The sequence below is a fragment of the Antrihabitans stalactiti genome (genome assembly GCF_012932915.1).
Classification (GTDB): Bacteria; Actinomycetota; Actinomycetes; order Mycobacteriales; family Mycobacteriaceae; genus Antrihabitans; species Antrihabitans stalactiti.
Genome location: NZ_VCQU01000001.1, coordinates 377,659 through 399,412 on the forward strand (window position 1 = coordinate 377,659; position 21,754 = coordinate 399,412).

The window sequence follows — 21,754 nt, forward strand, 5'->3', positions numbered from 1 at the left end:
ATTCCGGCCAAAGTGGCGTATCTTCTGCGCAACGGCCGGGACCCCGCACATTTCTCTGGCTGAAGGTGGTAGATGGAAACAAGTTCTTTGGTCATCGAGCGCAACGAGTTTTCTACTCGCGATAGCGACACTGCAGTAGATTTCCTGCGCAGGGTCTATGTGGACAACCAGCCACGGTTCGCCGTCGATGTGCGAAACACCGAGTTCGCGATTCGGTCGGCCGCAACTCCGGCTATCGCCGTCGACAACATGCGCGCCACGATGAACTTCGGGATCGACATCGAGTCCTTCGACTATCTACTTGTCCTGATGCAGACCAAGGGCCAGGTCGATGTGGAGGACCGTGCCGATCGGGTCCGTGCACGACCGGGCGACACGTATCTCTTTCCGCCGGGTATTCCCCTGACCATCCGCTGGCACGACCCCGAGATTTGTGCACTCCGTTTCCCGCTGGCCCGGATCGGTGCAGTGGCTGCGGAGCTCACGGGCATCGACGGCGCCGACCTGCGTTTCGAGGCGATGCAACCGCTCTCCGCAGCGAGCAACGCGTCCATGCGCCGCATCCTCGGCTTCGTCGGTCGCGAACTGCTGCAACCAGAGTCGGCGATGAGCAGCCCACTCGTGGCCGACCAGATGTCGAGGCTGGCTGCGGCGACGGTGCTGTCTGCGTTCGCGAACTCGACGATGACTCGCGACTACCAATCGGGCCCCGGTTACGTCCCGCCCGCCGTGTTGCGACGTGCAGACGCGTTCATCGAAGCCAACGCCGATCAAAGCCTCACGATCGGTGAGATCGCCGCCCATGCCGGCGTCACGTCTCGTGCCTTGCAGTACGGCTTCCGGCAACACCTCGGCATCACGCCGATGGGTCGGTTACGGCAGGTCCGCCTCGAACGCGCCCACCTCGACTTGCAGGCAGGCGACCAGACACGAGGTGACACGGTCGCTGCGATTGCACTGCGGTGGGGATTTGCGAAACCCGGTCGGTTCGCGATCGAGTACCGCAAGGTCTACGGCTGTCCGCCGAGTCACACGCTGCGGACCTGACCGCTAAGCCTCTTCGGCCGCCTCGAGTATTCGGTCCGCGCCGCGCACGGCACCGTCGGTTTCCCGGACCCGCGCACCGATGCTCGCCGCAGCCTGGCGATGGCTGGGCACGTCGAGAAGTTCGGTCAGTGCTCCGCGGATTCGCCGGCGTCGGGCGCTCCTCGAAAGTAGCAGGCCCGCACCCGCTTTGGCGATTGCATTGCCTACCATGGCTTGGTCCGCCAGCGGATTGATGGGGATCACCAAGACCGGCAGGTCGTAGGCCAGTGCCCGGAAGGTGGTGGCATGTCCGCCGTGCCCGATCACCGCAGCGCAACCCGGCATCAGTTCGTTGTGCGGGAGGTAGCGGTGAACGGTCGCATTGTCCGGTGCGTCGAGGTCGGCAGGGTCGAGCGAAGGTCCCGTGGTCACTACAACTTCGATGTCCAACCCGGCGACCGCGTCGAGTACCTTCTGCAGGATCCTCCGTTGGCCGGCGAAAGCAAGAGTGCTGAAGCTGACCAGCACGCGCCTGCTCGGTGCGAGGTCTGCACGGTCTGCGCGGTCGGTCGGCGCGTCGGACACCGCGCCCGACCAGACGACGTTCGCGGGTACTTCACGCTCCCCCGCCGGGTCGAGTTCTCGGTCACTGCACACGACCACCAAATCCGCTGCGTTCCATAATGTTCGAGCGTTGAGGCCACGGAGACGGGCGAGCGTCCCGATCGGTCCGCGCGCAAACGCGCCGTCGAACCAGGCAAAGAACGCATGGACGAGGGCGATGTACCGCACGCCTGCCTGTCGGACCGCGGCCAGCACACCCAGCAACGCAACGTCGATCACCACCACGTCGGCGGGGTCTTCGTCGAGCATCGCGAGTAGATCGCGACCCATGCCGGTACTGGTCAACACTCCCAACAAGGCGATCGTCGAACGCACCCCAGGTGCGACAACGGGCGACCACGCGGGTGCATGGTCGTAGGCGCGAAATTCGAAGTCCGCCAACTGCTCTCGTTGGCTCTCCTGCCCCAGAAGGCGGACCCGATGGCCCCGCGACTGCAACACCCTGGCGATCCCCAACGCGGGCGGAAGGTTCCCACCCCCGTCGTACGTCGCGAACAGAATGTCAGCCATGCCCCGATCCTGCACCCCCGACCGCCGCTTTCGTACGAAACTCGCGCCTACGGCTCGCTGACCTCGAGTTCCGTCCGCACCAGCTTGCCGCCCTTCTCGAAGGCCTCGAGTCTGCGGCGCGCGACGTCGTAGTAGCGGTTCATCAGTTGATCGCTCAGCTCTGGCGGCAGGGCGCCGCGTGCAATGCGCAACCACGCCGGCTGGTACTGGTTCGGCATTTGCGCCATCAGCCGGTCGGAGGCTGTTCGGAAGATGTTTGCCATGCGGATGTAGTCGGCACGGAAGTAGGCGTAATCGCAACGACCTTGGAAGTCGCGGAGATACGTATCCGCCAGCGCGCGAGGCAAATCCACTTCGATATGCGCCGCGACGCCTTGCAGCAGCGCTTTCATGATCAGCTGCGCGGACCGCTGAGCACCGCCGGCTTCGGCCGTACTCCACGCCTTGTGCCACGGCGGCGCGGTGGGTTCCCCGGCTTCGAAGGTGAACAGACTCTTGGCATAGAGCTCATGAAAGCGAGGTATAAGGCGCAACACCCACTCCGGATTGCTCACGCGCCCCGATTCCAGGTGTGCGAGTTGCTCTTCGGTGACGAACTGATACACCCGCGCGAACCATTGCTTCGGATCGTCGGCGTCGGCAAGCCGGTCTGCGATTGCCCGTTGCTCCGCGAGAATCGCCGCCGCCTCAGCACGCAGAGGGGCAAGGTCCACAGCATCGATACGCCGGGGCACGGGCAGATCTGCCTCGCGACAGCCTCCCGCAATGTCGGCCAGCCGCTTCAACGACCGTGCCAATTCCACCCCGATCAATTGACGAGCTGCTATCCCAACTCCGGGAATTGCGAAGCGCATCAACACTTCCCACCGGATTTCCGACGCGGCACCGCCGTCAACAGCTGCGATGGTGATGTCCCCTCGGTGTTCGCGTAAGACTGCCGCGCCACGAAAGACTGTGTATCCGAATCGATGTGGCGGCTCGGATTCGTGGACCACCTCGGTCAACCGGGTCGAACCGGGCCCAGGCAGGTGCACGCGACGCAAGGTACCGACGCCGTCAGGACGACCGCCGTCCCCGGCGTCGATCAGCTCGATCCGTGCCGTCGACCACTCGTTCATGCGGCCCGGGTCGGTCAGCAATTCCCACACCACTGCGGGCGGCGCTGCGACTCGCTGGCGCAGCACGATCGAATCGCCCATCAGGCTGCAGCTTCCGGAGAAAGTGGCGCCTGTTTCGTGCTGAACCTGCCCAGACTTGCGACGACGAACCGCAACTCTCGGTCCGCCAGCCGGTCTTCCGAACCCAAGATGCCGAGTGTTCGCGTGGCCTCGCGGAGTCGGACTACTTGTCGCGCGAGAACGACAAGATGATGCGCAGGAGTTCGCCGTAGCCCCAGTCCCTTTGCGGCATTCGGCGGCACCCAGCGCGTCGATACACTCGCGAATAACGACGCGAGTACCGGCGTGGCAATCGCTTTCAGGATGCGCGCAGCGGGACCCGGCAGAGCATCGAACGAATAGCCCTCGCGCAGTAGAGCATCGGTCAAAGCGTGTGAGTTGCTGTCGGAGGCGATCTCGAGGCGGCCAGCGATGTCGAACATCTCCTGCGCCTCGCGGTAGTTGTGCGGGAGTAGCTCATCGGGCACACCCATGACGAATCCGATCCACCGCCATTGATGGGCGATCGCTTCGAGTTCCGCCGAGGAGTACGAAATCCCGAGATCTGCGGCGACGACAAGCGGCAGGACGAGGAAGCCGCCGCTGATCGTCAGTGCGCTGTAGCTCTGATTGATCGGAACGCCCCAGCTTTGCTGGTCCCAGCCCTCAGCGGTCAGCAGATGTCGGCGAACGAGCGCGTGCACCATCCTGATTCGGACGCTCGCCGCCCAACCGCGCGCGCCAGGAGCCATGCCGCCGGGCGAGGTTGCGCTGACGATCCAGCGTCCGGTTTCTGCGAGCCGGTCGCTGGTTCCCGAGGTCAGGCGCCCGGTCAACGCAAGCGGCCTGCTCAGACCCGGCGACTGATAGCCGTACAGCAACGACTGGTACAGCGTGATCGCCTGCACGGAGCCGAACCGCCACCATGCTCTAGCGCCTGAATCGACGACCTCGGGCGCATACCACGACGGCGGGTCGATCAGCGGAGCGAGCAACTGCTGCAACGATTCCGGCGCCTCGGACCAATTCTTGTGCACATCGCTCAGCACGTGGTCGAGGAGCCGCCAACCACCTGGGATGGCCAGCAGATCTGCGGCAGCGCGGTCGGCTGCGTCGTCGCTGCGATACATGTTGATGGCCAACCGGTCGACCACAGCCGGATTGTGCCGACGAACCTCTGCCCAGTTGGTCGCACCGGAATGCTCCGGCGGACGCGGCCAGTCTTCAACGGAGCTCATAATAGACAGTCTGTCTATTTATTGGCGACGCGTCAACTACTCCGGCGGCGGGGCGTCGATCGGCATCGCAAGGCTCGCCCCGCCCGCCCCCGCGAAGCCGGACCAGATCAACGCGGTCAAGTGGTCGACCAACTCGTCGCGAGACATTGTTCGTTCCCGCGCCCACCAGAAGACAGCGGTCGATATCGCGCCCAGCACCGCTCGCGCCCACGGCCCGGCCGCCCGCGGGTTACCGCCCAATTGGTCGAACCCGACAGTCAGCACGATTTCGAGCCAGTTCGCCAAATCGTCGACGACCGCTCCTGATCGCATGCTCGAGGCAAGTGCTGCGGACACATTCGGCTCGTCGTCCACCCACCGGCACAGGCAATCGACCGCCGCGCGGGTCTGAGCTCGGGGGTCGCCCTCAGAGCCGACGACTTTCGCGACGTCGTCGATGATGCGACGCGTCTGCCGCCGAGCAAGCGCAGCTACCAGCGCATCCTTGTCCGGAAATGCGGCATAGACCGCCGACCGCGTCAAACCCGCCTCGCGCGCGACCTCGACGAGCGACAACTTCGGACCACGCGCACGCAAGCTGCGCTCGGCAGCATCGAGTAGTTCGTCGCGGCGCTGCTCGGGCTGGACCTGCGAACCCGGCGGTCGTCCGCGTCCTCGAATCGTCGGGCCAGCCATCAATTCATCTTGCCACTGACTCGTGAGTCTTTTTGGAGTCCAGGGACTCCAAAAAGACTCACGAGGGCGCTTGCTGGTGGAATTCACTCCCGCCATTTAGACGCGAGACTCTCTCGCCCGCATAGGGATGCATGCGGTCACGCCGATGGCGACCAACGCGGCGACGATCGAGATGCCGAATGCCGTGTGAAAGGCGTCGCGCGTGGGCAGTTGGTGGCCATCGAGTGACATGGTCATGTGGGCGAGCACCACGCTCATGACCGCGGCAGACGTGGACGTGCCGATCGAGCGCATCAATGCGTTGAGCCCGTTGGCGGCCGCGGTCTCGCTCAGCGGGACACCACCCATGATCAGAGCGGGCATGGCCGCGTAGGCGATGCCGATTCCGCCGGCGATGATCATCGACGCGATCATCACTTCCCAGCGGTTGTTCATCAGCAGGAACGCCGTGACGTAGCCCGCTGCGATGACGACGCAACCGACGATCAGCGTCACCTTCGGTCCGCGCGCTGCGGTGAGCCGCGCCGACACCGGCGAGAGCAGCATCATCATCAAGCCGCCGGGCGCGAGGATGAGGCCCGCCGCGACCATCGACTGGCCGAGTCCGTAACCGGTCGCTTCCGGCGCTTGCAGTAGCTGCGGCACCACAAGGGACATGCCGTACATCGCGAAACCGACCGCGATGGACGCGATATTGGTGAGCAGCACGCGCGGCCGGGACGAGACAGCGAGATCGACCAACGGCGACCGTGTTCGCAGCTCCCACGCACCCCAGACGAGAAGCACCACGACCGCCGTGGCAAACAGGCCGAGGATCGACGGGCTGGACCAGCCCCAATCGGTGCCCTTGCTGATCGCGAGCAACAACGACGTCAAAGCAATCGACAGGCCGATGGCGCCGAGGAAATCGAATCGGCCCGGCGTCCGGACCGGAGATTCGGGCACGAGCCCGAAGACGACGGCCGCAAGGACCGCGCCGAGACCCGCCGAGGTCCAGAAGAGGACGTGCCAGTCGGCGTTCTGCGCGATCACCGCGGCGAACGGAAGGCCGACCGCACCGCCGACACCGAGAGTTGCGCTCATCATCGCGATGGCGGATCCGACGCGCTCGGGCGGCAATTCGTCGCGCAGGATGCTGATGCCGAGCGGAATCGCGCCGACCGCAAGACCCTGCAGCGCACGTCCGACAATCATCGGCACCAGCGATGAAAACATCGCGCAGACAAGCGAACCCAGAACGAGGGCCGCCAAGCTTGCGAGCAGGATCCGGCGCTTGCCGAACATGTCGCCCAGTCGTCCACTGATCGGGGTTGCGACGGCACCGGCGAGCAGCGTCGCCGTGATCACCCACGACGCATTCCCGGCCGAGGTATTCAGGAACGACGGCAGCGACGGGATGATCGGGATGACCAGCGTCTGCATGAGCGAGACGACGATGCCGCACCCGGCCAGAACGGCGACGAGCACCGCGGCAGGCCGAGCGGTCACCGTCAGGTCGGGTTGGTCGTGAGTGTCGACTGAAGTCACGATGTGTACGATACACATGATGTGCATCATGCATAATGGTGGGCGATGAAAGCGACGCAGACCACAGTCACCGACCAGCTCGCCGGGCTCGAACACGAGCTGACGCTGCTGTCCCGCCACTACCTTTCCGCGCTCGCACACCGCAGCGGGCAACAGCTGGACCGCTCGGCCTACCTCATCCTGATTCGCCTCGGCGAGAACGATGCGCTGAGCTTGAAGGAACTGGCGGAAGCGTTCCGACTCGACGTATCGACGCTGAACCGTCAGGTCGCGGCAATGCGGCGGACCGGATTGGTCGAGCGTGTCCCCGACCCCGACGGTGGCGTGGCTCGCAAAATCCGCGCGACCGAGCATGGCCGGCAGATGGTCCGCGACGACCGCGATCGCGGCAGGCAGAACGTTGGCACCGTCGTGCACGAATGGTCCGACGCCGACGTCTCCCTTCTGCACGACATGATCGCGAAGTTCAACCAGTCGATCGAATCCCTCGAGAACAACCCCTGGCCCCGCGAAGGCTGACCTTCTCGAAATTGCACCTCGGGTAAGGGTTGTGGCTCCGCTGTGCGAGGAGGACGCTGGAACAGTCCTATTGATCGGAAGTTATGCCGGGGTGGCTTCCGATAGTCGTCAAATAATCACTCGGAGAAAACCATGATCGGAACAATTATCGGGCTCGGAATCGGTTTCGCAGGCACCATCGTCGGATTGGGAATCGGCGCGTTCGCGACAGGTCTCGGGTTGCTGATCAGTGACAGGTCGGTGAAACACGACATCGTCGAACTCACTGAATGAGCTGAGTTCATGTCTCGCGTCGACGGACTACCCGACCGCAAGCGAGTACGCATTCGGGCAACACTTCTGCACCCGGCAGCGTGGGCGAAATCGCGAGTTCTCAGACGCCAAGCTCCGGACGCCAGGCCCGTACCGACGGGCGCCAACGAGGTCTTGGAACGCCTTGCCGAACTACCGGTCAGCGCGTGGACATACGGCTTCGAACATCAGTCGGTCAGGCATCTAGGCCCGATGGCACAAGACTTCGCGGAAGCGTTCGGCCTCGGTTCGTCGACGAAGACCATTTCAGCCGTCGACGCAAACGGCGTGTGCATCGCCAGCATTCAGGCCCTGTACCGCCGGCTCGTCGAAGTGGAAAAACAACTCGAAGAACTGCGCGCCGCCCAGGAACTCCGGGGCTGAATAGCTGGCAGGTGTTGTGGCACTTGCCATCTGCCTAGGCTCGAGACTCGACCCGAGCCTTCAGTCTCTCGAGGGTCTTCGCGATGTTCTCCTCGTTCACGGAGGGGCGATCCTTGACCCCGGTGAACGGCGCGGTGACCGGTTTGAACCAGTTCGGCCGTCGATCCCACGTACTTTCGGTGACCCGGCACCCGGTGGCAGTCGGCTCGATGTCGAACTGCCATCGAGAGACCGGGATCCCGAACTCCCCCACCTCGAACGCGAACCGGGTACCTGGGTCGGCATCGGTGACCTTGCTCAACGTGGGCCACACATGCCAGCCCCGACGGTTGATGCCCATGAAGCGCGCGCCGACCTGCCCAACCTTGGCGCGCCGATGGACGATCTTGGTCGTCTCTTCGGCGACGCTGACCAGTTGCGCCGGGTCACTCACCACCGCGTAGACCGCCGCGGCGGGCCCGGCTATCTCGATCGTTCCTGTTGCACTGGGATCCGTCACCCACCTATTCCAACACTTTCCTGCGCTTTTGATGCCGCATCGTCACGAAATCTGGTCCGAGCGATCAGAACGGGAACACATTTGCCTCGTCCAGTGCACCGAGCAGTGTTTCGACCAACGTCGACGGTTGGTTTCGGTTCCACGCCAAGGCCAAATCGATCGTCTCGGCCCCGCTGATATCGCGGAACACAACGCCGGCCAAGGTCAGTGCCCGCACCGATTCAGGGACCAGCGCGATACCGAGCCCTGCTGCGACCAGTGCCAGCAGTACCGACGTGCCGGGGGCTTCGTGCTCGCGGCGCGGAGTGAAACCCGCTGCGCGGCAACTCCTTGTCACCACATCGTTGACTGCGGAATGAGTATCGGAGTACATGACGAAATCGTCGTAGGCGAGGTCGCTGACCTCGAGGGCTGGTTCCGTGCTGAGTCGGTGGTCGATCGGCAGTGCCAGAACGAGCTTCTCCGTCGCAATGTTCCGGACGACGATGTCGTCGCCGGCGACAGGTGGTCGCAGGACAGCGAGGTCCAGGTGGTTCGTACGCAATCCCTCGACCAGACCCGGCGTCAAAAGGTCGCCGTGTATTTCGAGGGCAACACCAGGAAGACGTTGTTTCGTCGCGCGGGCGATGATCGGCAGCCGGTCGAAGGATGCGGTGCCGGTGAAGCCGATCCGAATCAGCCCGGCTCGGCCGTCGGAGATGCGGCGGACTGCGCGTGCGCTCGACTCGAGGCTCTCCAGGTTGCGGACCGTTTCGCGGTAGAAGAATTCGCCAGAGGGCGTCAGGCTGACCTGGCGGGTGGTTCGCGCGAGGAGCGTGACGCCGAGTTCTGCTTCGAGCTGGCGGACCGATTGCGACAATGCCGGCTGAGCCAAGCGCAGTCTCGCCGCAGCCCGCCCGAAGTGCAGTTCTTCGGCGACGGCGACGAAATGCTCGAGGTGTCGCAGTTCCATGACGCTTCACAGTATGCGCCAGTTACATCACTGACAATGATGTAGTGCCTATCTATTGATAAGCAGCAGCAATCAATAAAGACCTAGGTAAGGCCTAGCGATACACCTGGTGTGATGGTCGCCACTGGCTGTAAGGCTGGTTCGAAGAGCAATACAGCCCCTGTGGAGGACCTGATGACCGGAACCTTGGATCACGTACAAGCCACCCTCGACAACGCCGTCATCGAGGATGCCGACGCTGGTATCTACCGTGCGAACAGAAGCATCTTCACGGACGAAGAGGTCTTCGAACTCGAGATGAAGCACATCTTCGAGGGCAACTGGATCTACCTCGCGCACGAGAGTCAGCTTGCCAATCCCGGCGACTATTTCACCGTCTACATGGGTCGTCAGCCTGTCGTGATCACTCGCGACAAGGACGGTGACCTGCACTGCCTGATCAACGCCTGTGCACACCGGGGCGCGATGATCTGCCGCCGAAAGACCGACAATCGGACCACCCTCACCTGCCCGTTCCATGGGTGGACTTTCCGCAACGACGGCACTCTGCTCAAGGTGAAGGACCCCGACGGCGCAGGCTACCCGGAGACCTTCGATGTCGAAGGATCGCACAACCTGACCAAGGTGCCGCGCTTCGAGAGCTACCGCGGCTTCCTCTTCGGCAGCTTGAACCCGGATGTGTCGTCACTCGAGGATCATCTCGGCGACTCCACCAAGGTCATCGACATGCTGGTCGACCAGTCGCCAGACGGTTTGGAAGTTCTACGCGGCGCCTCCTCGTACACCTTCGACGGCAACTGGAAGGTCCAAGCCGAGAACGGCGCGGACGGGTACCACGTCACCGCAACCCACTGGAACTACGCGGCGACGACGTCGCGTCGCAACGACGGGCAGTCGAAGAACACAACCAAGGCGCTCGACGCCGGCGGCTGGGGCAAGTCCGGCGGCGGCTACTGGTCCTACCCCAACGGACACCTGTGCCTCTGGACCTGGGCGGCTAATCCGCAGGACCGCCCGCTGTGGGATCAGATGGACGCGCTGAAAGAGAAGTTCGGCGACGCCAAAGGCGAGTTCATGGTCAAGGGCTCCCGCAACCTGTGCATCTATCCGAACGTGTATCTGATGGACCAATTCAGCACACAGATAAGGCATTTCCGCCCGATCGCGCCGAACAAGACCGAAGTCACCATCTACTGCATCGCGCCGAAAGGTGAGAGCAAAGCGGCACGCTCGCACCGGATCCGGCAGTACGAGGACTTCTTCAACGCATCAGGTATGGCGACGCCGGACGACCTCGAAGAGTTCCGCTCGTGCCAGCTCACGTTCCAGGCGACCAACGCACCGTGGAACGACATGAGCCGCGGCGCCGAGCACTGGCTCACCGGACCCGACCCCGTTGCAGAGGCTCTCGACATGCACAAGGTGATCTCCGCTGGCGTCAAGAACGAGGACGAAGGGCTGTTCACCGTTCAGCACGGGTATTGGCGCAGAACACTTCTCGACGCCGTGGAACGGCAGCGCACCGCGGAGACGAACAACGTGAACTCGAAAGAGGTTGTCCGATGACCGCGAGCACCGCCGAAAAGCGTTCGGCCGTAATAGATCAGACGACGATCGAGCAGTTCCTCTACCGCGAGGCCCGCTACCTCGACGACCGCGAGTTCGAGATGTGGCTGACCTGCTACGCCGACGACGTCGAGTACTGGATGCCGAGCTGGGGCGACGACGATCTGCTCACCGAAGACCCACAAACCGACATCTCGCTGATCTACTACGAGAACAAGGGTGGCCTGGAGGACCGGGTGTTCCGAATCCGGACCGAACGGTCCAGCGCCACATCGATTCCGGAACCTCGGACAAGCCACAACATCAACAACGTCGAGGTCATCGAGCGCCGCGGCGATATCGTCGATGTCCGTTTCAACTGGCACACAATGTATTTCCGATACAAGACGATCGACCCGTACTACGGCACCTCGTTCTACACGATCGACTTCTCCGGGCAGACCCCGCTGATTCGCCGCAAGACCGTCGTGCTCAAGAACGACTACATCCACCATGTCGTCGACATCTATCACTTCTGACCGCCTCGCCGTCACCGAGAGAGGAGCTCCCATGACTCACCGCGTAGCACTGTCCTTCGAAGACGGCGTCACTCGTTTCATCGACTGCAACGACGGCCAGACCGTCGCCGATGCGGCGTACCGGTCACGCATCAATATTCCGCTCGACTGCCGCGACGGCGCGTGCGGAACCTGCAAAGCGATGTGCGAATCGGGAGACTTCGACGGTGGAAACTACATCGACGACGCACTCACCGCGAATGAAGCCGCGAGCGGATATTGCCTGCCGTGCAGCATGACTCCGCGCTCGGACCTGGTGTTGCAGATCGCGAGTACGTCCGCAGTGGCGAAGACCAAAGCTGCGTCGCACACGACAACTGTGACCGCTGTCGAAACGCTGTCGCCGACGACGATGCGCCTCGCGGTGAAGGCGCCGTCGGACGGGCTGACGTTCCTGCCAGGCCAATACGTCAACATCACCATCCCCGGCGGCGACCAGACTCGGTCGTATTCGTTCAGCAGTGCGCCGGGATCGGACGAGCTGGACTTCCTGATCAAGCTGACGCCAGGTGGCCTGATGTCCACCTACTTGTCCGAGCACGCGAAGGTCGGCTCGGCTGTCACCTTCACCGGGCCGCACGGCAGCTTCTTCCTGCGCGAGGCCGAACGTCCCGCGCTACTACTGGCGGGCGGTACGGGACTGGCGCCGATCCTGTCGATACTTCGCAAGCTGGAACAGGATTCGAGCACTCGACCGGTCCATCTCGTGTACGGCGTAAGTACCGACGACGACGTTGTCGAACTCGACACCATCGCCGGCCTCGCCAAAACTCTCGACTCCTTCACGTGGGACTACTGCGTTTCCGATCCCGCGTCCTCGGCGTCCAACAAGGGTTACGTCACGAGTCTTGTTCGCCCAGAACATCTCAACGGCGGCGACGTGGCCGTGTATCTGTGCGGTCCGCCTCCGATGGTGGAGTCCGTCCGCACCTACTTCGCCGACCAGGGCGTCGAGCCGACCGGCTTCTACTACGAGAAATTCGCGCCTGCCGCAGCAACCACCGTTGCGGCGATCACCGAGGTCGAGGAGCCGGAAGCGGCACCAGAGGCCGTCGAGACTGTCGAACCAGCTACCGTCGAATCACCCATCGCTACAACAGTTTCCGCAGAGAAACGCACGCTGTTCGGACGCGTGATCTTCGACCGGCGCGACTATGCCGGCCTCGCTGGCGTTGGCGCACCTGCTTCGCGTACCGAGGAATTGGCGTCGATGCGAGCCATCGCCGGGCAACGCGTCGCCAAGCCCGGTTCGGATGCCGAAGCGACCCCGCTCGATCGTGGTGCCGGGGTCGTCGAAGCGCCCGATGCTCGAGCCGTTGCCGGGCAATGCATCTGGACCGAACGAGAGATCGCGCCGCTGATCGCACCCCGCGCCGAGGTTGTTGCGCAGGCAGTGTCGACCTCCGATGGCTACGAGATCGGCGAAGAGCATCCGTCCGTGCACGAATCCGACGCCGTCTTCGAGGCGCGCCGAGCACTCGAACTGGGCGCATTGGAATTGGTCATCGGCCGGTTGTCCTCACGCCAGATCGCCGGCTACCGGTTACTCGCCGAGGCGACAACGCGGTACGTCGAGGGCGACCGGTTTGTCGATGCAGCCGCCTACACCGAGACGAACGCAGCGTTTCACGACTACCTGTTCAGCCAGACCGGCAACGAGCATCTGCTGCGCGCGTATCAAGCACTCGGCGTCAAAGCAGCGATGGCCGACGCGTTGCGCAACGCAACGTGGTGCGAACCTCGTTGCGCGCAAGATCATCTGGACATCGTCGACGCATTCGAGGCACAGGACCGGGAGCGAGCGAGGACGCTCATCGCCGACCACGCGGAGCGGTCGAAGATCACGATGAAACGGGCAATGCAGGAGACGGTTGCGAGCAAGCGCCCGAAGTTCGTCAGTCCAGGTCGGTTCGCCGGCAAGTCCGTCCTGATCACCGGTGCAGCACAAGGCATCGGCGAATGTGTCGCTCGCCGGATCGCCGCCGAGGGCGGCAGCCTGATCCTGGCCGACCGTTCGGAACTCGTCGACTCACTGGCAGAGGAACTCGGCAACGACACCGTCAGCACGACCAGTGTGTTGGCGGACCTCGAGACCTGGGAGGGCGCGTCGGCCGCCGTCGAAACCGCAATGGCAGCCCACGGCCGGATCGACGTCTCGATCCACGTTGTCGGCGGCACCATCTGGGCCAAACCGTTCGCCGAATACCCACCGGATCAGATCGAGAAGGAGATCTCGCGATCGTTGTTCCCGACCCTCTGGTCGTGCCGGGCGGTACTCCCCCACATGATCGAGAACGGCGGCGGCACCATCGTCAATGTCTCGTCGGTCGCGACTCGCGGAGTCCACCGCGTCCCTTACGCCGCAGCCAAAGGCGGTGTCAACGCGATCACCTCGGCGTTGGCGTTGGAAGCCGCGCCCCACGGAATCCGCGTTGTGGCGACCGCACCGGGCGGGACGGACGCCCCGCCTCGTCGCGTCGCTCGTGGACCCGCGCCCGCCACGGACCAGGAGAAAGACTGGTACCAGGCCATCGTCGACCAGACCGTCGAGTCGTCCCTGCTCAAGCGGTACGGCACGCTCGACGAACAGGCCGCGGCGATCTGCTTCCTAGCCTCCGACGAGGCGTCCTACATCACCGGCACGATCCTTCCGGTCGCCGGCGGCGACACGGGCTAGCGGACCGCTACCGTGATGGTGTGACGAACGTTCTTCCGCCGGTCGGTCGCGCTTCGGTGCTGGCCGAACTGGTCGGCGCCGTCAGCGGCGTGGCGGCAAGCTTCGTCGTCGTCGACGGTGTGCCCGGAGTTGGGCGAACGTCGACGCTCGAGCAGTTGGCGCTTCGATTGCAGGATGTCAACCCGGACATACGAATTCAGCACGCTTCCGGAGTTCCGTGGGAATCGTCGGTGCCGTTCGGTGCGCTTCGGCAGTTGCTGCCGACAGTGAATACCGTTGATGCAGAACAGGATTACGAGACCCTCGCGGCCGCGATCGCCGGAGCGCTACGGCAGACCGAGCAAAGTACGGTGATTCTTCTCGACGACGCCCACGACGTCGACGCGCAATCGTTGAAGGCCCTCGCCTCGCTGATTCGCCATCATCGCAGCGACGACGTGGCAGTGGTCTGTGCACGCCGTCCCCGGCCCGACGGTGACGTCCGCGCTCACGAGGTCCTCGATCGCGCTGCCGACCGAACGGTCCACATCGGTCCGCTGACCATCACCGAGGTCGCCGAACTGGCGGCCGGTCGTGGAGTCGTGTTGTCGCCGTCGGCAGCGGGAGAACTGACCCGCCACACCGGCGGACTGCCTCGGCATGTCCTCGCCCTCCTCGACGAGCTGCCACGTGATACGTGGAAAGGCGTGCGTCCGGACCTGCCTGCACCGGCTTTCGTCGACGCGGCTGTCCGCGCCACGCTCGCGAACTGCGACGACGACGCCCGCAGACTTGTGTGCACCGTCGCTGTGCTCGGCAGTGCCTGCGCGCTCCCGATCGTCTGTGCGATTGCCGACATCCGGGATCCGTGGCCGGTCGTCGACATCGTCGAGCAACTCGGTCTTGTTGTGGTGCAACGGCAATCGTCGGCAACCGTACTCGACACACCTGATCCGATGGCTCGGGCTGCCGTCCTGGCGACCATGAGCCGGTCGGACCGCGCGCAGTTGCATCGGGACGCGGCAGCGGTTCTCGAGGATCCTGCCGACGTGTTGGCGCACATCGCAGACGCGGAGCCGCTACCTGACTCCGCCCTGTCCGGCAGGCTGGCCACCCTGGCAGGTGAGCGGGCCGCGCATGGCGAATGGGCTACTGCTGCAAGACTGTTCGAGCTTTCGAGTCGGTCGGCCATCGAGCCACATCAGCGTCAAGACATGATGATCCGCGCTGTCGACGCCATGATCGGTGCGGGCGATGTTCGTACGGCGGCCGGTCATGTGGCCGAAATCGAAAGCCTGCGTGAGACTCCGATGCGCAACGCCGTCTTGGGATATCTGGCAATACTGCGCGGGCGTCCGCAGGAGGCGAATGCGCGTCTGGAGCGCGCGTGGCAGTTGGTGCGGGCCAGGCACGAGCCCGATGTCGCTGCGGTGATCTGCCATCGTCAAGTACTGCACAACCTCGCCCGCTGTGACGGTGAAAACCTTGTGCGCTGGGCGGACCGGGCGGTCGAGCTGGTCGGTGCCGACAACGCGACTGCCGTAGAAGCGCAAGCAATTCGCGGGTTGGGACTCGGCGGAACGGGACGCGTCACCGAGGCTTTGGCCAGCTATCGCGACCTGTGGGGCCACGCGAGCACGGGTGCGGTTGGGCAGCGCGTACAGATGGGCGCGGGCTGGCTTCATCTCGCAACCGACGACGTCGAACTGGCTCGTGCCGAGCTCGAATCGGCGTTGCCTACAGACTTTCTGGGCGGGTCGACGCGAATATCCCTCTGGGCGCGTGCCTGGTTGGCCCGGACCTACTTCGTCACCGGCGAATGGAACGACGCCCTTCGCCTGGTAGCGGAGGGCGCCGACCTGGTCGAGCGGTCCGGAGCCGCGTTGATCCGCCCCTTGCTCCAATGGACGGCGACGCAAATTCACGCCTTGCGGGGCGATTGGGATGCTGCGGCGGACAGCGCCCGGCTCGGCAACGCAGGCGCCCGGGACTACGAGATCATGCGCGTGCCATCGGCTTTGGCGCACGCCGCGATCGCCGAGGCGCGCGCGGACTACGCCGCTGTCATCAGAGCGCTTGCGCCGCTGACCGAGCCCTGGGCGGGCAACGACATCGCCGAACCCGGATTCTGGCCATGGCCCGATGTCTATGCGAACGCACTCGTCCAAGAGGGACGGCTCGCCGATGCCGACAGTTTTCTCACTAAGCACGAAGCGCGCGTTGCGGTCCGAGGTCATCGCTCCGCCCAAGCTCGCCTCGGGTGCGCCCGCGGTCGCCTACTCGGTGCTCGCGGCGACATCGATGCTGCACGTGCGGCATTCGACGCTGCGCTTGCGCTGCTCACGCCGCTGCCGCTGGTCTACGACCGCGCTCGGGTGAACTTCGCGTACGGACAGACATTGCGTAGAGCCGGAAAACGGCGCGAAGCAGACAGCGTGATCTCCGCGGCACGCGACGGCTACCTCTCGATCGGCGCGACGACCTATGTGCGTCGCTGTGATCGCGAACTCAAAGCCGGTGGACTGCACGCCGTGCTGAAAGACCGCGCTCACGACGATCTCACTCCCCAGGAGGACGCGGTCGCGGGCTTGGTGGCAACGGGAATGACGAACCGCGAGGTCGCGTCCGAGCTGTTTCTCTCCGTCAAAACTGTGCAGTTCCACCTGACGCGGGTCTACGCGAAGCTGGGCATCCGGTCGCGCGCCGAACTCGCAGCCGCTCGTGGACCTGGCAGCGCGCCGGAATAGCCTTCAGCCGTATGGAATCGGAATGGGCTGACCGGCTACGCACGGGTGCGGCTGGGGTTCGTTGTACAGCCAATCGAGCGCATTTCTGATCGGCGCGAAGATGGTCCCGAAACTCTGCTCGGTCGGGACGGTCACGCAGTAGCTGGGTCCGGCGGGTCCGGTCGGCGAGATTTCGGTCGCGACTGATTGGGACAATCCTGCTGTCGGCGTGACCACGCGAACGCAGGCCGCTGCGTCGCGCCGGATATTGCAGTCGAACCAGTCGACGGCGTAATCCGACGTCGTCTTGCGCGCTCCGGCGGTCTGCGGATAGATGAAGTTGAGGTTCTCCGTGTCGAAGTGACTGCCGCCTTTGATCGTGAGAATTTCCAGTGGCGCAGTGCTCTTCGAATGGTCGCGAACCCAGTCGTACCAGGACTTCATGCCGAGCGGTCCGTCGGTCGGGTCGTAGATGTCGTTGATCGGGAACACGCTGCCTGCCGTCAAGCCCGGGATGTCGAGGTCCGCGGTGATTGCCAGGGTTGGCACGTCGCCCTTGGTTGGTTCGAGCCCGGACATCAGCACTGCCGCTGCGGGTTTCGGCAGCGGACGACCGTCCATGCCCTGCCCTCGCCCGACGTCCCAGAGGTAGTGACTCGTCGCGACCGATCCCATCGACTGGCCCCAGACGCCGATGCGGTCCACGTCGATCAGATCACGGACCGGGTTGCGGATATTGATGCCTGCCGGCGCATAGGCAGGGTTGTAGCGCTCGCCGATCCGTGGGAACCGCAAGGTATTCCAGAGCGCGGAAAAGCTCGATACGTCAGGAAGTTCGTTGTACAGGTTCACGGACGGCAGCACGTCGTCGCCGACCACCCAGTGCATGACGTCTTCGATGTCCCGGCACGGTCCGGACGCGAAGCAATGCGGCGTGTTGTATGGAACGACGAGGTCGACAGCCGTCCCGTCGCTGCCGCCCTGGCCTGCCTCGTCGAAGGTGAGTCCGATGTAGCCGCGGCGCGCCGCACTCATTGTGTAGAGGTAGAACGACGATTGGATCGAACCGACACCGTTGGTGAAAACGGTCATCGGGAACTTCTCGGTGTTTGCAGGGTCCAGCGCCGCTTCCGGCAGCCACAGCGTCGCGGCAAGACGCATCCCGCGCGAGTTGACGATCTGGATCTTGCGAGCCTCGCCCTGTTTGAAATCGGCACCGGGCGTATCGCCGGGAACGCAAGCACCGCTGCGGATTTCGTAGGTCACCGCGCCGTCCGCCGCGGTACACGGGTAACGGAACTTCGCAGTCAGTCCCACATTGCCTGCGTGCGCGACGTCGAGGCGGTCGCTGTCGAGTGCGCTGTCCAACGCTGTTCCGAAGCGGCCGTTGTTGCCCCAGTTCGGCAGATAGTCGGGGTTGGCAGGGATCGCCGATGCGCCACCGAGGTTCGGATTGAGGTGGCTGGCGTCGTCGAGCAATTTCTGCACGTTGTCACGCAGCCGCACCTGACCTTCCGGCGTCTGGTACTGCGCTGGGTCGAGCATGTTCTGCAGGCTTTCGCCCACGCGGCCAGGAAAACTCAGGATGTGATCGGCCCAGAACTGCAGCGAGGCAGGACTCAAGGTGCGTTGATAGCCCTCGAGCAGCATCAATGCGTTGAACAGCATGTACAGCGGGTCGACATTCACCGCAGTCGTCGGTGTATTTGCAACCGGTGGCGGCGGCGGATCGCCGACGGCCGTTGCGCCGCCACCGAATACAAGTAGGACGCTCGCGCAGCACGCTGCAGTTCCTCGGGCGACCCGCCGTGAACGCAGCATCAGCACCTCTCGTGCCGCCTGCACGCGAAGCGACACGTTCACTATGCCTGCCGACGCGATCTTGTCAACGGATTTCGCTTAGTGGTTCGACCCGTTGTCAGGTCAGGTGGCGGCCGAGGAACCGGTTCGCCTCCTCCCCCGCGAACTGTGGGACGCCGGTGTGGCCGCCCATATTTGCGTACAGCGACTTCTCCTCGGATCCGAACGCGTCGAACAAGTCCAGCGCCATCTGCCGGTCGTTTCCTTCGTCGTCCCACTGCAGCAGGACATGCAGCGGAATCGTGACCCGCCGGGCTTCCTCGAAGATGGTGCGGGGCACATAGCTCCCCGCGAACAGCACGGCGGCGCAAATGCGCGGCTCGACCACGGCCAGCCGGACGCCGATGGCGATCACCCCTCCGGAGTATCCGATCGGGCCCCTGATCTCGGGCAGCGCAAGCAGGGCGTCCAAGACGGCTTGCCATTCTGGGACCGCCTTCTCGACCAGTGGAAGGACGAGCCGGTCGACGATGTCATCGCTCACCGGCTCACCAGCGGCCAGCGCCCCGCGCAGGTCGGCGCGGGCCTGGTCGGCGGCGGCGGAACGGGGCCGATCACCGCTCCCGGGTAGTTCGATGGTCGCCGAGGCGTATCCCTGCGCCGCGGCATGCCGTGCCCGAGCAACCAGTCGGGGGTACATCATGTTCAGTCCGCCGGGATGGCCGATCAAAATCAGCGGTGCTGGTGCTGATTCGGTTGCGGGCGTCCAGAGAATGCCGGGGATCTCGCCAAGGGTGAATTTTCGTTCGACGACGCCGTCGTCGAGGTGCTGTTCAGCAGTGAAGTGCATGGTCGTGCCTTTCGGGAGTGCTCAGAAATGGCGCTCCCGGACGACCTATCGCCCGACCGTGACCCGCGAAGGGAGCACCCATGTCGTTACTGCATTCACGGGTACCACCTCCTCTATCTCTCGCACGGACTCCGGAAGGCTAGCAGCGGCCACCGTCGTCGCCAACAGGTTTTCTGCGGTGGCTAGGTCTGCTGTCCGTATACGCAGGGTGGGGGCGTACGCCACGTCGGCGCGGCCGGGCGCAAACAGGGGTGAATTCGCTTGTTGATAGCCGTTGGTTATGAGTCCGCGCACACCCATGTGAGTCTTTTCGGAGTCTATAGACTCCGAAAAGACTCACGAGGGCGCAGCTTGTCCGCGGCTCGCCCGCACTATGCGGACCGGGCGTAGCGCCTGCGGTTCGCCCTCGAATTCCGCGGAGCCATCGAGGTACCCAGCAATGAGGTCCGTCGCTGAGTGGTCTTCGATATCGGCGAAGCCGAGCGCGCGCAACTGTGCGGCGATGCCGTCGGGAGTGAAATAGCTGAACCAGGGTTCACCGACAGCAGCCGCTCGATTTTCGCGAACCTGCATCTGTGCACGATCCTGGTCGGTGTTCGCCGACTGCAGGTAATCGAAGATCACCTCGACCGGACCCGGTTGGCCAGCAACGTATTCGAGGGTTGCGCGGGCCGCGTCCGGCGTCAGATAGAAGACGACACCGAGCCACACGAATACTGCCGCCTCGGTCCGGCTGAATCCGGCAGTCTCCAATTGTGTTGCCAATGTGTCGGTTTCGAAGTCGACCGGCACGAAGGTCAACCCCTCGGGCTGGTCGATCCCGGACACGGTGAGGCGTTCACGCTTCCACGCTTGGGTCGCGGGATGGTCGACCTCGAATACCCGCAGGCCAGCATGCGGATTGCGGAACGCGAAGGTATCCAGGCCCGCGCCGAGGATTACGACCTGTCGCGCTCCGGCAGCGGCGGCCTCGGCCACCCGGTCCTCGGCGAAGCGGGAACGTGCAGCAAAGAACAAGCGGCGCGGCCGATCAGTGACACCCACCTGCAGAACTCCCAGGCCCGCGCCGGGATTATCCCCCGTCGGCTGGCCCAATTCGGCCAGCTCATCCGCCGTTACGCCCAGTAAGCGCGCCGCGAGCGGATCGGTCAGAATCGTTGGCCGGTCGGCAATTTGGTGATAGGCACGGGCGTACGCAGTCGTGAGGGCTGTCCGGCTGGGTTCGTTCTCCATACTGACGAAGCTACTCACGAACTGGCGCGAGGCCTCGGACGAGGGCCGCAAGGCCGGTCTCGAATTCGTGATCCTGGCCGAGAGCGACGACTTGTCTCGTCACGGCGATGATGTGAGCCGCTGCGTCGTCGTTCCGGTCCGTGTCGATGACGATGTCCCCATTGTCGCGAGTCGTCTGCTGTTCGATCGCGGAGCCAATCGTGTAACGCGACAAAGCGATCAGCGCGAGCACAGCGTCCGTTGCACTGAAGCCCGCATCTTCCAGCAGGGAAACCTGTGCGATCGCGTTATCGAGCCGCGGGCTGCGGGAGCCTGCTGCCGCGATCAGCCGGGCGCCGTCGCGGACGCTGAGCATCGCCCGGCGCAGGCTGCGAGCGTTCCTAGTGACGAACTCCTCCCATTGCTCACCGTCTGCCGGCAGCCGGTCGGTGTGCCAGCGATCGAGAATCTCGTCTGCGACCGCGTCCAGCAGCGCAGCTTTGCTGGAGAAGTGGTGATACAGACCCGGTTGGCGGATGCCGAGTTGCGTCGCGATTGCACGGAGCGAAACGTCGTCCAGCCCTCGCTCGTCCAGCAGCGTGATCGCGGCCGCCACGATCGACCGCCGGTCAGTGCGCGACGGGTACGGCATGGATCGAGGATATCGTCATTTGCGGCCAAGGTTATCGTTGATAGTCTTGGTGGCGACGAAAGGGGACGACGTGGCAAACGAAGACGCCTGGAGCGGCACAGTGGTCAAGAAGTCGCGCGCACTGTTGGACGGCTCGAACCTCTACCGAAGGGTCACCGTCGAGACCGACGCCGGCGGCACGGAGAAGGTCAGGGTCGAGCGGGCCCTGTGGAAGGAACTCAACGTCGGCGACCGGCTCGTCAAGAAGCCCGGCCAGCTCGCAAGGTTGGCGTGATGGCAACCGTCGCATCCAGAGCCGCCACGCACAGGGTGAAGTTCTCTCCGGTGTGATGC

At 64.1% G+C, this 21,754-nt stretch carries 20 protein-coding genes; 9 read left to right on the forward strand and 11 right to left on the reverse strand.

What is annotated here, in order from left to right; translation table 11 throughout:
• The first annotated feature begins 72 nt into the window (after positions 1-72).
• Complete coding sequence (locus FGL95_RS01890; RefSeq protein WP_169584477.1) at positions 73-1,047, forward strand: AraC family transcriptional regulator; 975 nt, start codon at positions 73-75, stop codon at positions 1,045-1,047.
• Positions 1,048-1,050: 3 nt separating this feature from the next.
• Here the strand turns inward: FGL95_RS01890 and FGL95_RS01895 are convergent, their stop codons facing one another.
• The 5 genes from FGL95_RS01895 to FGL95_RS01915 all read right to left on the reverse strand — a co-directional run bounded on the left by FGL95_RS01895 (position 1,051) and on the right by FGL95_RS01915 (position 6,775).
• On the reverse strand, positions 1,051-2,160 hold the full coding sequence (locus FGL95_RS01895; RefSeq protein WP_169584478.1) for a nucleotide disphospho-sugar-binding domain-containing protein: 1,110 nt from the start codon (positions 2,158-2,160) through the stop codon (positions 1,051-1,053).
• 47 nt (positions 2,161-2,207) lie between these two features.
• Entirely contained in the window at positions 2,208-3,359 is a 1,152-nt protein-coding gene (locus tag FGL95_RS01900; protein WP_169584479.1) for an SRPBCC family protein, read from the reverse strand.
• Positions 3,359-4,555, reverse strand: coding sequence for an oxygenase MpaB family protein (locus tag FGL95_RS01905; RefSeq protein WP_169584480.1), 1,197 nt, complete (start codon positions 4,553-4,555; stop codon positions 3,359-3,361). Before FGL95_RS01905 ends, FGL95_RS01900 begins: the two co-directional genes overlap by 1 nt.
• Positions 4,556-4,591: 36 nt before the next feature.
• A complete protein-coding gene (locus tag FGL95_RS01910; RefSeq protein ID WP_169584481.1) occupies positions 4,592-5,230 on the reverse strand; it encodes a TetR/AcrR family transcriptional regulator in 639 nt (212 codons plus the stop codon).
• 96 nt (positions 5,231-5,326) lie between these two features.
• Positions 5,327-6,775, reverse strand: coding sequence for an MFS transporter (locus FGL95_RS01915; RefSeq protein ID WP_169584482.1), 1,449 nt, complete (start codon positions 6,773-6,775; stop codon positions 5,327-5,329).
• Positions 6,776-6,802: 27 nt separating this feature from the next.
• Between FGL95_RS01915 and FGL95_RS01920 the strand changes: the two genes are divergently transcribed.
• From FGL95_RS01920 to FGL95_RS01930, 3 genes are all read left to right on the forward strand, one after another.
• The gene (locus FGL95_RS01920) at positions 6,803-7,276 is read left to right on the forward strand and encodes a MarR family winged helix-turn-helix transcriptional regulator (RefSeq protein ID WP_169584483.1); all 474 of its coding nucleotides are present in this window, start codon (positions 6,803-6,805) and stop codon (positions 7,274-7,276) included.
• 132 nt (positions 7,277-7,408) lie between these two features.
• Positions 7,409-7,549, forward strand: a complete 141-nt coding sequence (locus tag FGL95_RS01925) for a hypothetical protein (RefSeq protein ID WP_169584484.1) — start codon at positions 7,409-7,411, stop codon at positions 7,547-7,549.
• A gap of 9 nt (positions 7,550-7,558) precedes the next feature.
• Complete coding sequence (locus tag FGL95_RS01930) at positions 7,559-7,951, forward strand: tail fiber domain-containing protein (RefSeq protein WP_169584485.1); 393 nt, start codon at positions 7,559-7,561, stop codon at positions 7,949-7,951.
• 34 nt (positions 7,952-7,985) lie between these two features.
• Here the strand turns inward: FGL95_RS01930 and FGL95_RS01935 are convergent, their stop codons facing one another.
• Together FGL95_RS01935 and FGL95_RS01940 are read right to left on the reverse strand one after the other, a co-directional pair.
• On the reverse strand, positions 7,986-8,450 hold the full coding sequence (locus tag FGL95_RS01935; protein WP_169584486.1) for an SRPBCC family protein: 465 nt from the start codon (positions 8,448-8,450) through the stop codon (positions 7,986-7,988).
• Between the two features lie 64 nt (positions 8,451-8,514).
• On the reverse strand, positions 8,515-9,402 hold the full coding sequence (locus FGL95_RS01940; protein ID WP_169584487.1) for a LysR substrate-binding domain-containing protein: 888 nt from the start codon (positions 9,400-9,402) through the stop codon (positions 8,515-8,517).
• A gap of 174 nt (positions 9,403-9,576) precedes the next feature.
• Between FGL95_RS01940 and benA the strand changes: the two genes are divergently transcribed.
• Genes benA through FGL95_RS32830 form a run of 4 tightly spaced genes read left to right on the forward strand, consistent with a single transcriptional unit; the run spans position 9,577 to position 16,928 of the window.
• Positions 9,577-10,968, forward strand: a complete 1,392-nt coding sequence (benA, locus tag FGL95_RS01945) for a benzoate 1,2-dioxygenase large subunit (protein ID WP_169584488.1) — start codon at positions 9,577-9,579, stop codon at positions 10,966-10,968.
• Entirely contained in the window at positions 10,965-11,486 is a 522-nt protein-coding gene (benB, locus tag FGL95_RS01950; RefSeq protein ID WP_169584489.1) for a benzoate 1,2-dioxygenase small subunit, read from the forward strand. The genes benA and benB overlap by 4 nt, the downstream gene beginning before the upstream one ends.
• 31 nt (positions 11,487-11,517) lie before the next feature.
• Positions 11,518-14,202, forward strand: a complete 2,685-nt coding sequence (gene benC / locus FGL95_RS01955; protein ID WP_169584490.1) for a benzoate 1,2-dioxygenase electron transfer component BenC — start codon at positions 11,518-11,520, stop codon at positions 14,200-14,202.
• 20 nt (positions 14,203-14,222) lie between these two features.
• Complete coding sequence (locus tag FGL95_RS32830) at positions 14,223-16,928, forward strand: LuxR C-terminal-related transcriptional regulator (protein WP_169584491.1); 2,706 nt, start codon at positions 14,223-14,225, stop codon at positions 16,926-16,928.
• Between the two features lie 3 nt (positions 16,929-16,931).
• Here the strand turns inward: FGL95_RS32830 and FGL95_RS01965 are convergent, their stop codons facing one another.
• The 4 genes from FGL95_RS01965 to FGL95_RS01980 form a co-directional block, all read right to left on the reverse strand.
• Positions 16,932-18,752, reverse strand: coding sequence for an alpha/beta hydrolase family protein (locus FGL95_RS01965; protein ID WP_169584492.1), 1,821 nt, complete (start codon positions 18,750-18,752; stop codon positions 16,932-16,934).
• 73 nt (positions 18,753-18,825) lie between these two features.
• On the reverse strand, positions 18,826-19,557 hold the full coding sequence (locus tag FGL95_RS01970; RefSeq protein WP_169584493.1) for a dienelactone hydrolase family protein: 732 nt from the start codon (positions 19,555-19,557) through the stop codon (positions 18,826-18,828).
• A 336-nt stretch (positions 19,558-19,893) separates the two neighbouring features.
• A complete protein-coding gene (locus FGL95_RS01975; RefSeq protein ID WP_169584494.1) occupies positions 19,894-20,790 on the reverse strand; it encodes a class I SAM-dependent methyltransferase in 897 nt (298 codons plus the stop codon).
• A gap of 10 nt (positions 20,791-20,800) precedes the next feature.
• Positions 20,801-21,421, reverse strand: coding sequence for a TetR/AcrR family transcriptional regulator C-terminal domain-containing protein (locus tag FGL95_RS01980; RefSeq protein ID WP_169584495.1), 621 nt, complete (start codon positions 21,419-21,421; stop codon positions 20,801-20,803).
• A gap of 70 nt (positions 21,422-21,491) precedes the next feature.
• Between FGL95_RS01980 and FGL95_RS01985 the strand changes: the two genes are divergently transcribed.
• Positions 21,492-21,695: a DUF7489 domain-containing protein gene (locus FGL95_RS01985; protein WP_169584496.1), complete on the forward strand. Its 204-nt coding sequence runs from the start codon at positions 21,492-21,494 to the stop codon at positions 21,693-21,695.
• The last annotated feature ends 59 nt before the right edge of the window (positions 21,696-21,754 follow it).

What these genes read in the sequence shown, in the direction of transcription:
- FGL95_RS01890 (WP_169584477.1), top strand. Translation starts at nt 73, where the DNA reads ATGGAAACAAGTTCTTTGGTCATCGAGCGCAACGAGTTTTCTACTCGC.
- FGL95_RS01895 (WP_169584478.1), bottom strand. Translation starts at nt 2,160, where the DNA reads ATGGCTGACATTCTGTTCGCGACGTACGACGGGGGTGGGAACCTTCCG.
- FGL95_RS01900 (WP_169584479.1), bottom strand. Translation starts at nt 3,359, where the DNA reads ATGGGCGATTCGATCGTGCTGCGCCAGCGAGTCGCAGCGCCGCCCGCA.
- FGL95_RS01905 (WP_169584480.1), bottom strand. Translation starts at nt 4,555, where the DNA reads ATGAGCTCCGTTGAAGACTGGCCGCGTCCGCCGGAGCATTCCGGTGCG.
- FGL95_RS01910 (WP_169584481.1), bottom strand. Translation starts at nt 5,230, where the DNA reads ATGGCTGGCCCGACGATTCGAGGACGCGGACGACCGCCGGGTTCGCAG.
- FGL95_RS01915 (WP_169584482.1), bottom strand. Translation starts at nt 6,775, where the DNA reads ATGTGTATCGTACACATCGTGACTTCAGTCGACACTCACGACCAACCC.
- FGL95_RS01920 (WP_169584483.1), top strand. Translation starts at nt 6,803, where the DNA reads ATGAAAGCGACGCAGACCACAGTCACCGACCAGCTCGCCGGGCTCGAA.
- FGL95_RS01925 (WP_169584484.1), top strand. Translation starts at nt 7,409, where the DNA reads ATGATCGGAACAATTATCGGGCTCGGAATCGGTTTCGCAGGCACCATC.
- FGL95_RS01930 (WP_169584485.1), top strand. Translation starts at nt 7,559, where the DNA reads ATGTCTCGCGTCGACGGACTACCCGACCGCAAGCGAGTACGCATTCGG.
- FGL95_RS01940 (WP_169584487.1), bottom strand. Translation starts at nt 9,402, where the DNA reads ATGGAACTGCGACACCTCGAGCATTTCGTCGCCGTCGCCGAAGAACTG.
- benA (WP_169584488.1), top strand. Translation starts at nt 9,577, where the DNA reads ATGACCGGAACCTTGGATCACGTACAAGCCACCCTCGACAACGCCGTC.
- benB (WP_169584489.1), top strand. Translation starts at nt 10,965, where the DNA reads ATGACCGCGAGCACCGCCGAAAAGCGTTCGGCCGTAATAGATCAGACG.
- benC (WP_169584490.1), top strand. Translation starts at nt 11,518, where the DNA reads ATGACTCACCGCGTAGCACTGTCCTTCGAAGACGGCGTCACTCGTTTC.
- FGL95_RS01970 (WP_169584493.1), bottom strand. Translation starts at nt 19,557, where the DNA reads ATGCACTTCACTGCTGAACAGCACCTCGACGACGGCGTCGTCGAACGA.
- FGL95_RS01975 (WP_169584494.1), bottom strand. Translation starts at nt 20,790, where the DNA reads ATGGAGAACGAACCCAGCCGGACAGCCCTCACGACTGCGTACGCCCGT.
- FGL95_RS01980 (WP_169584495.1), bottom strand. Translation starts at nt 21,421, where the DNA reads ATGCCGTACCCGTCGCGCACTGACCGGCGGTCGATCGTGGCGGCCGCG.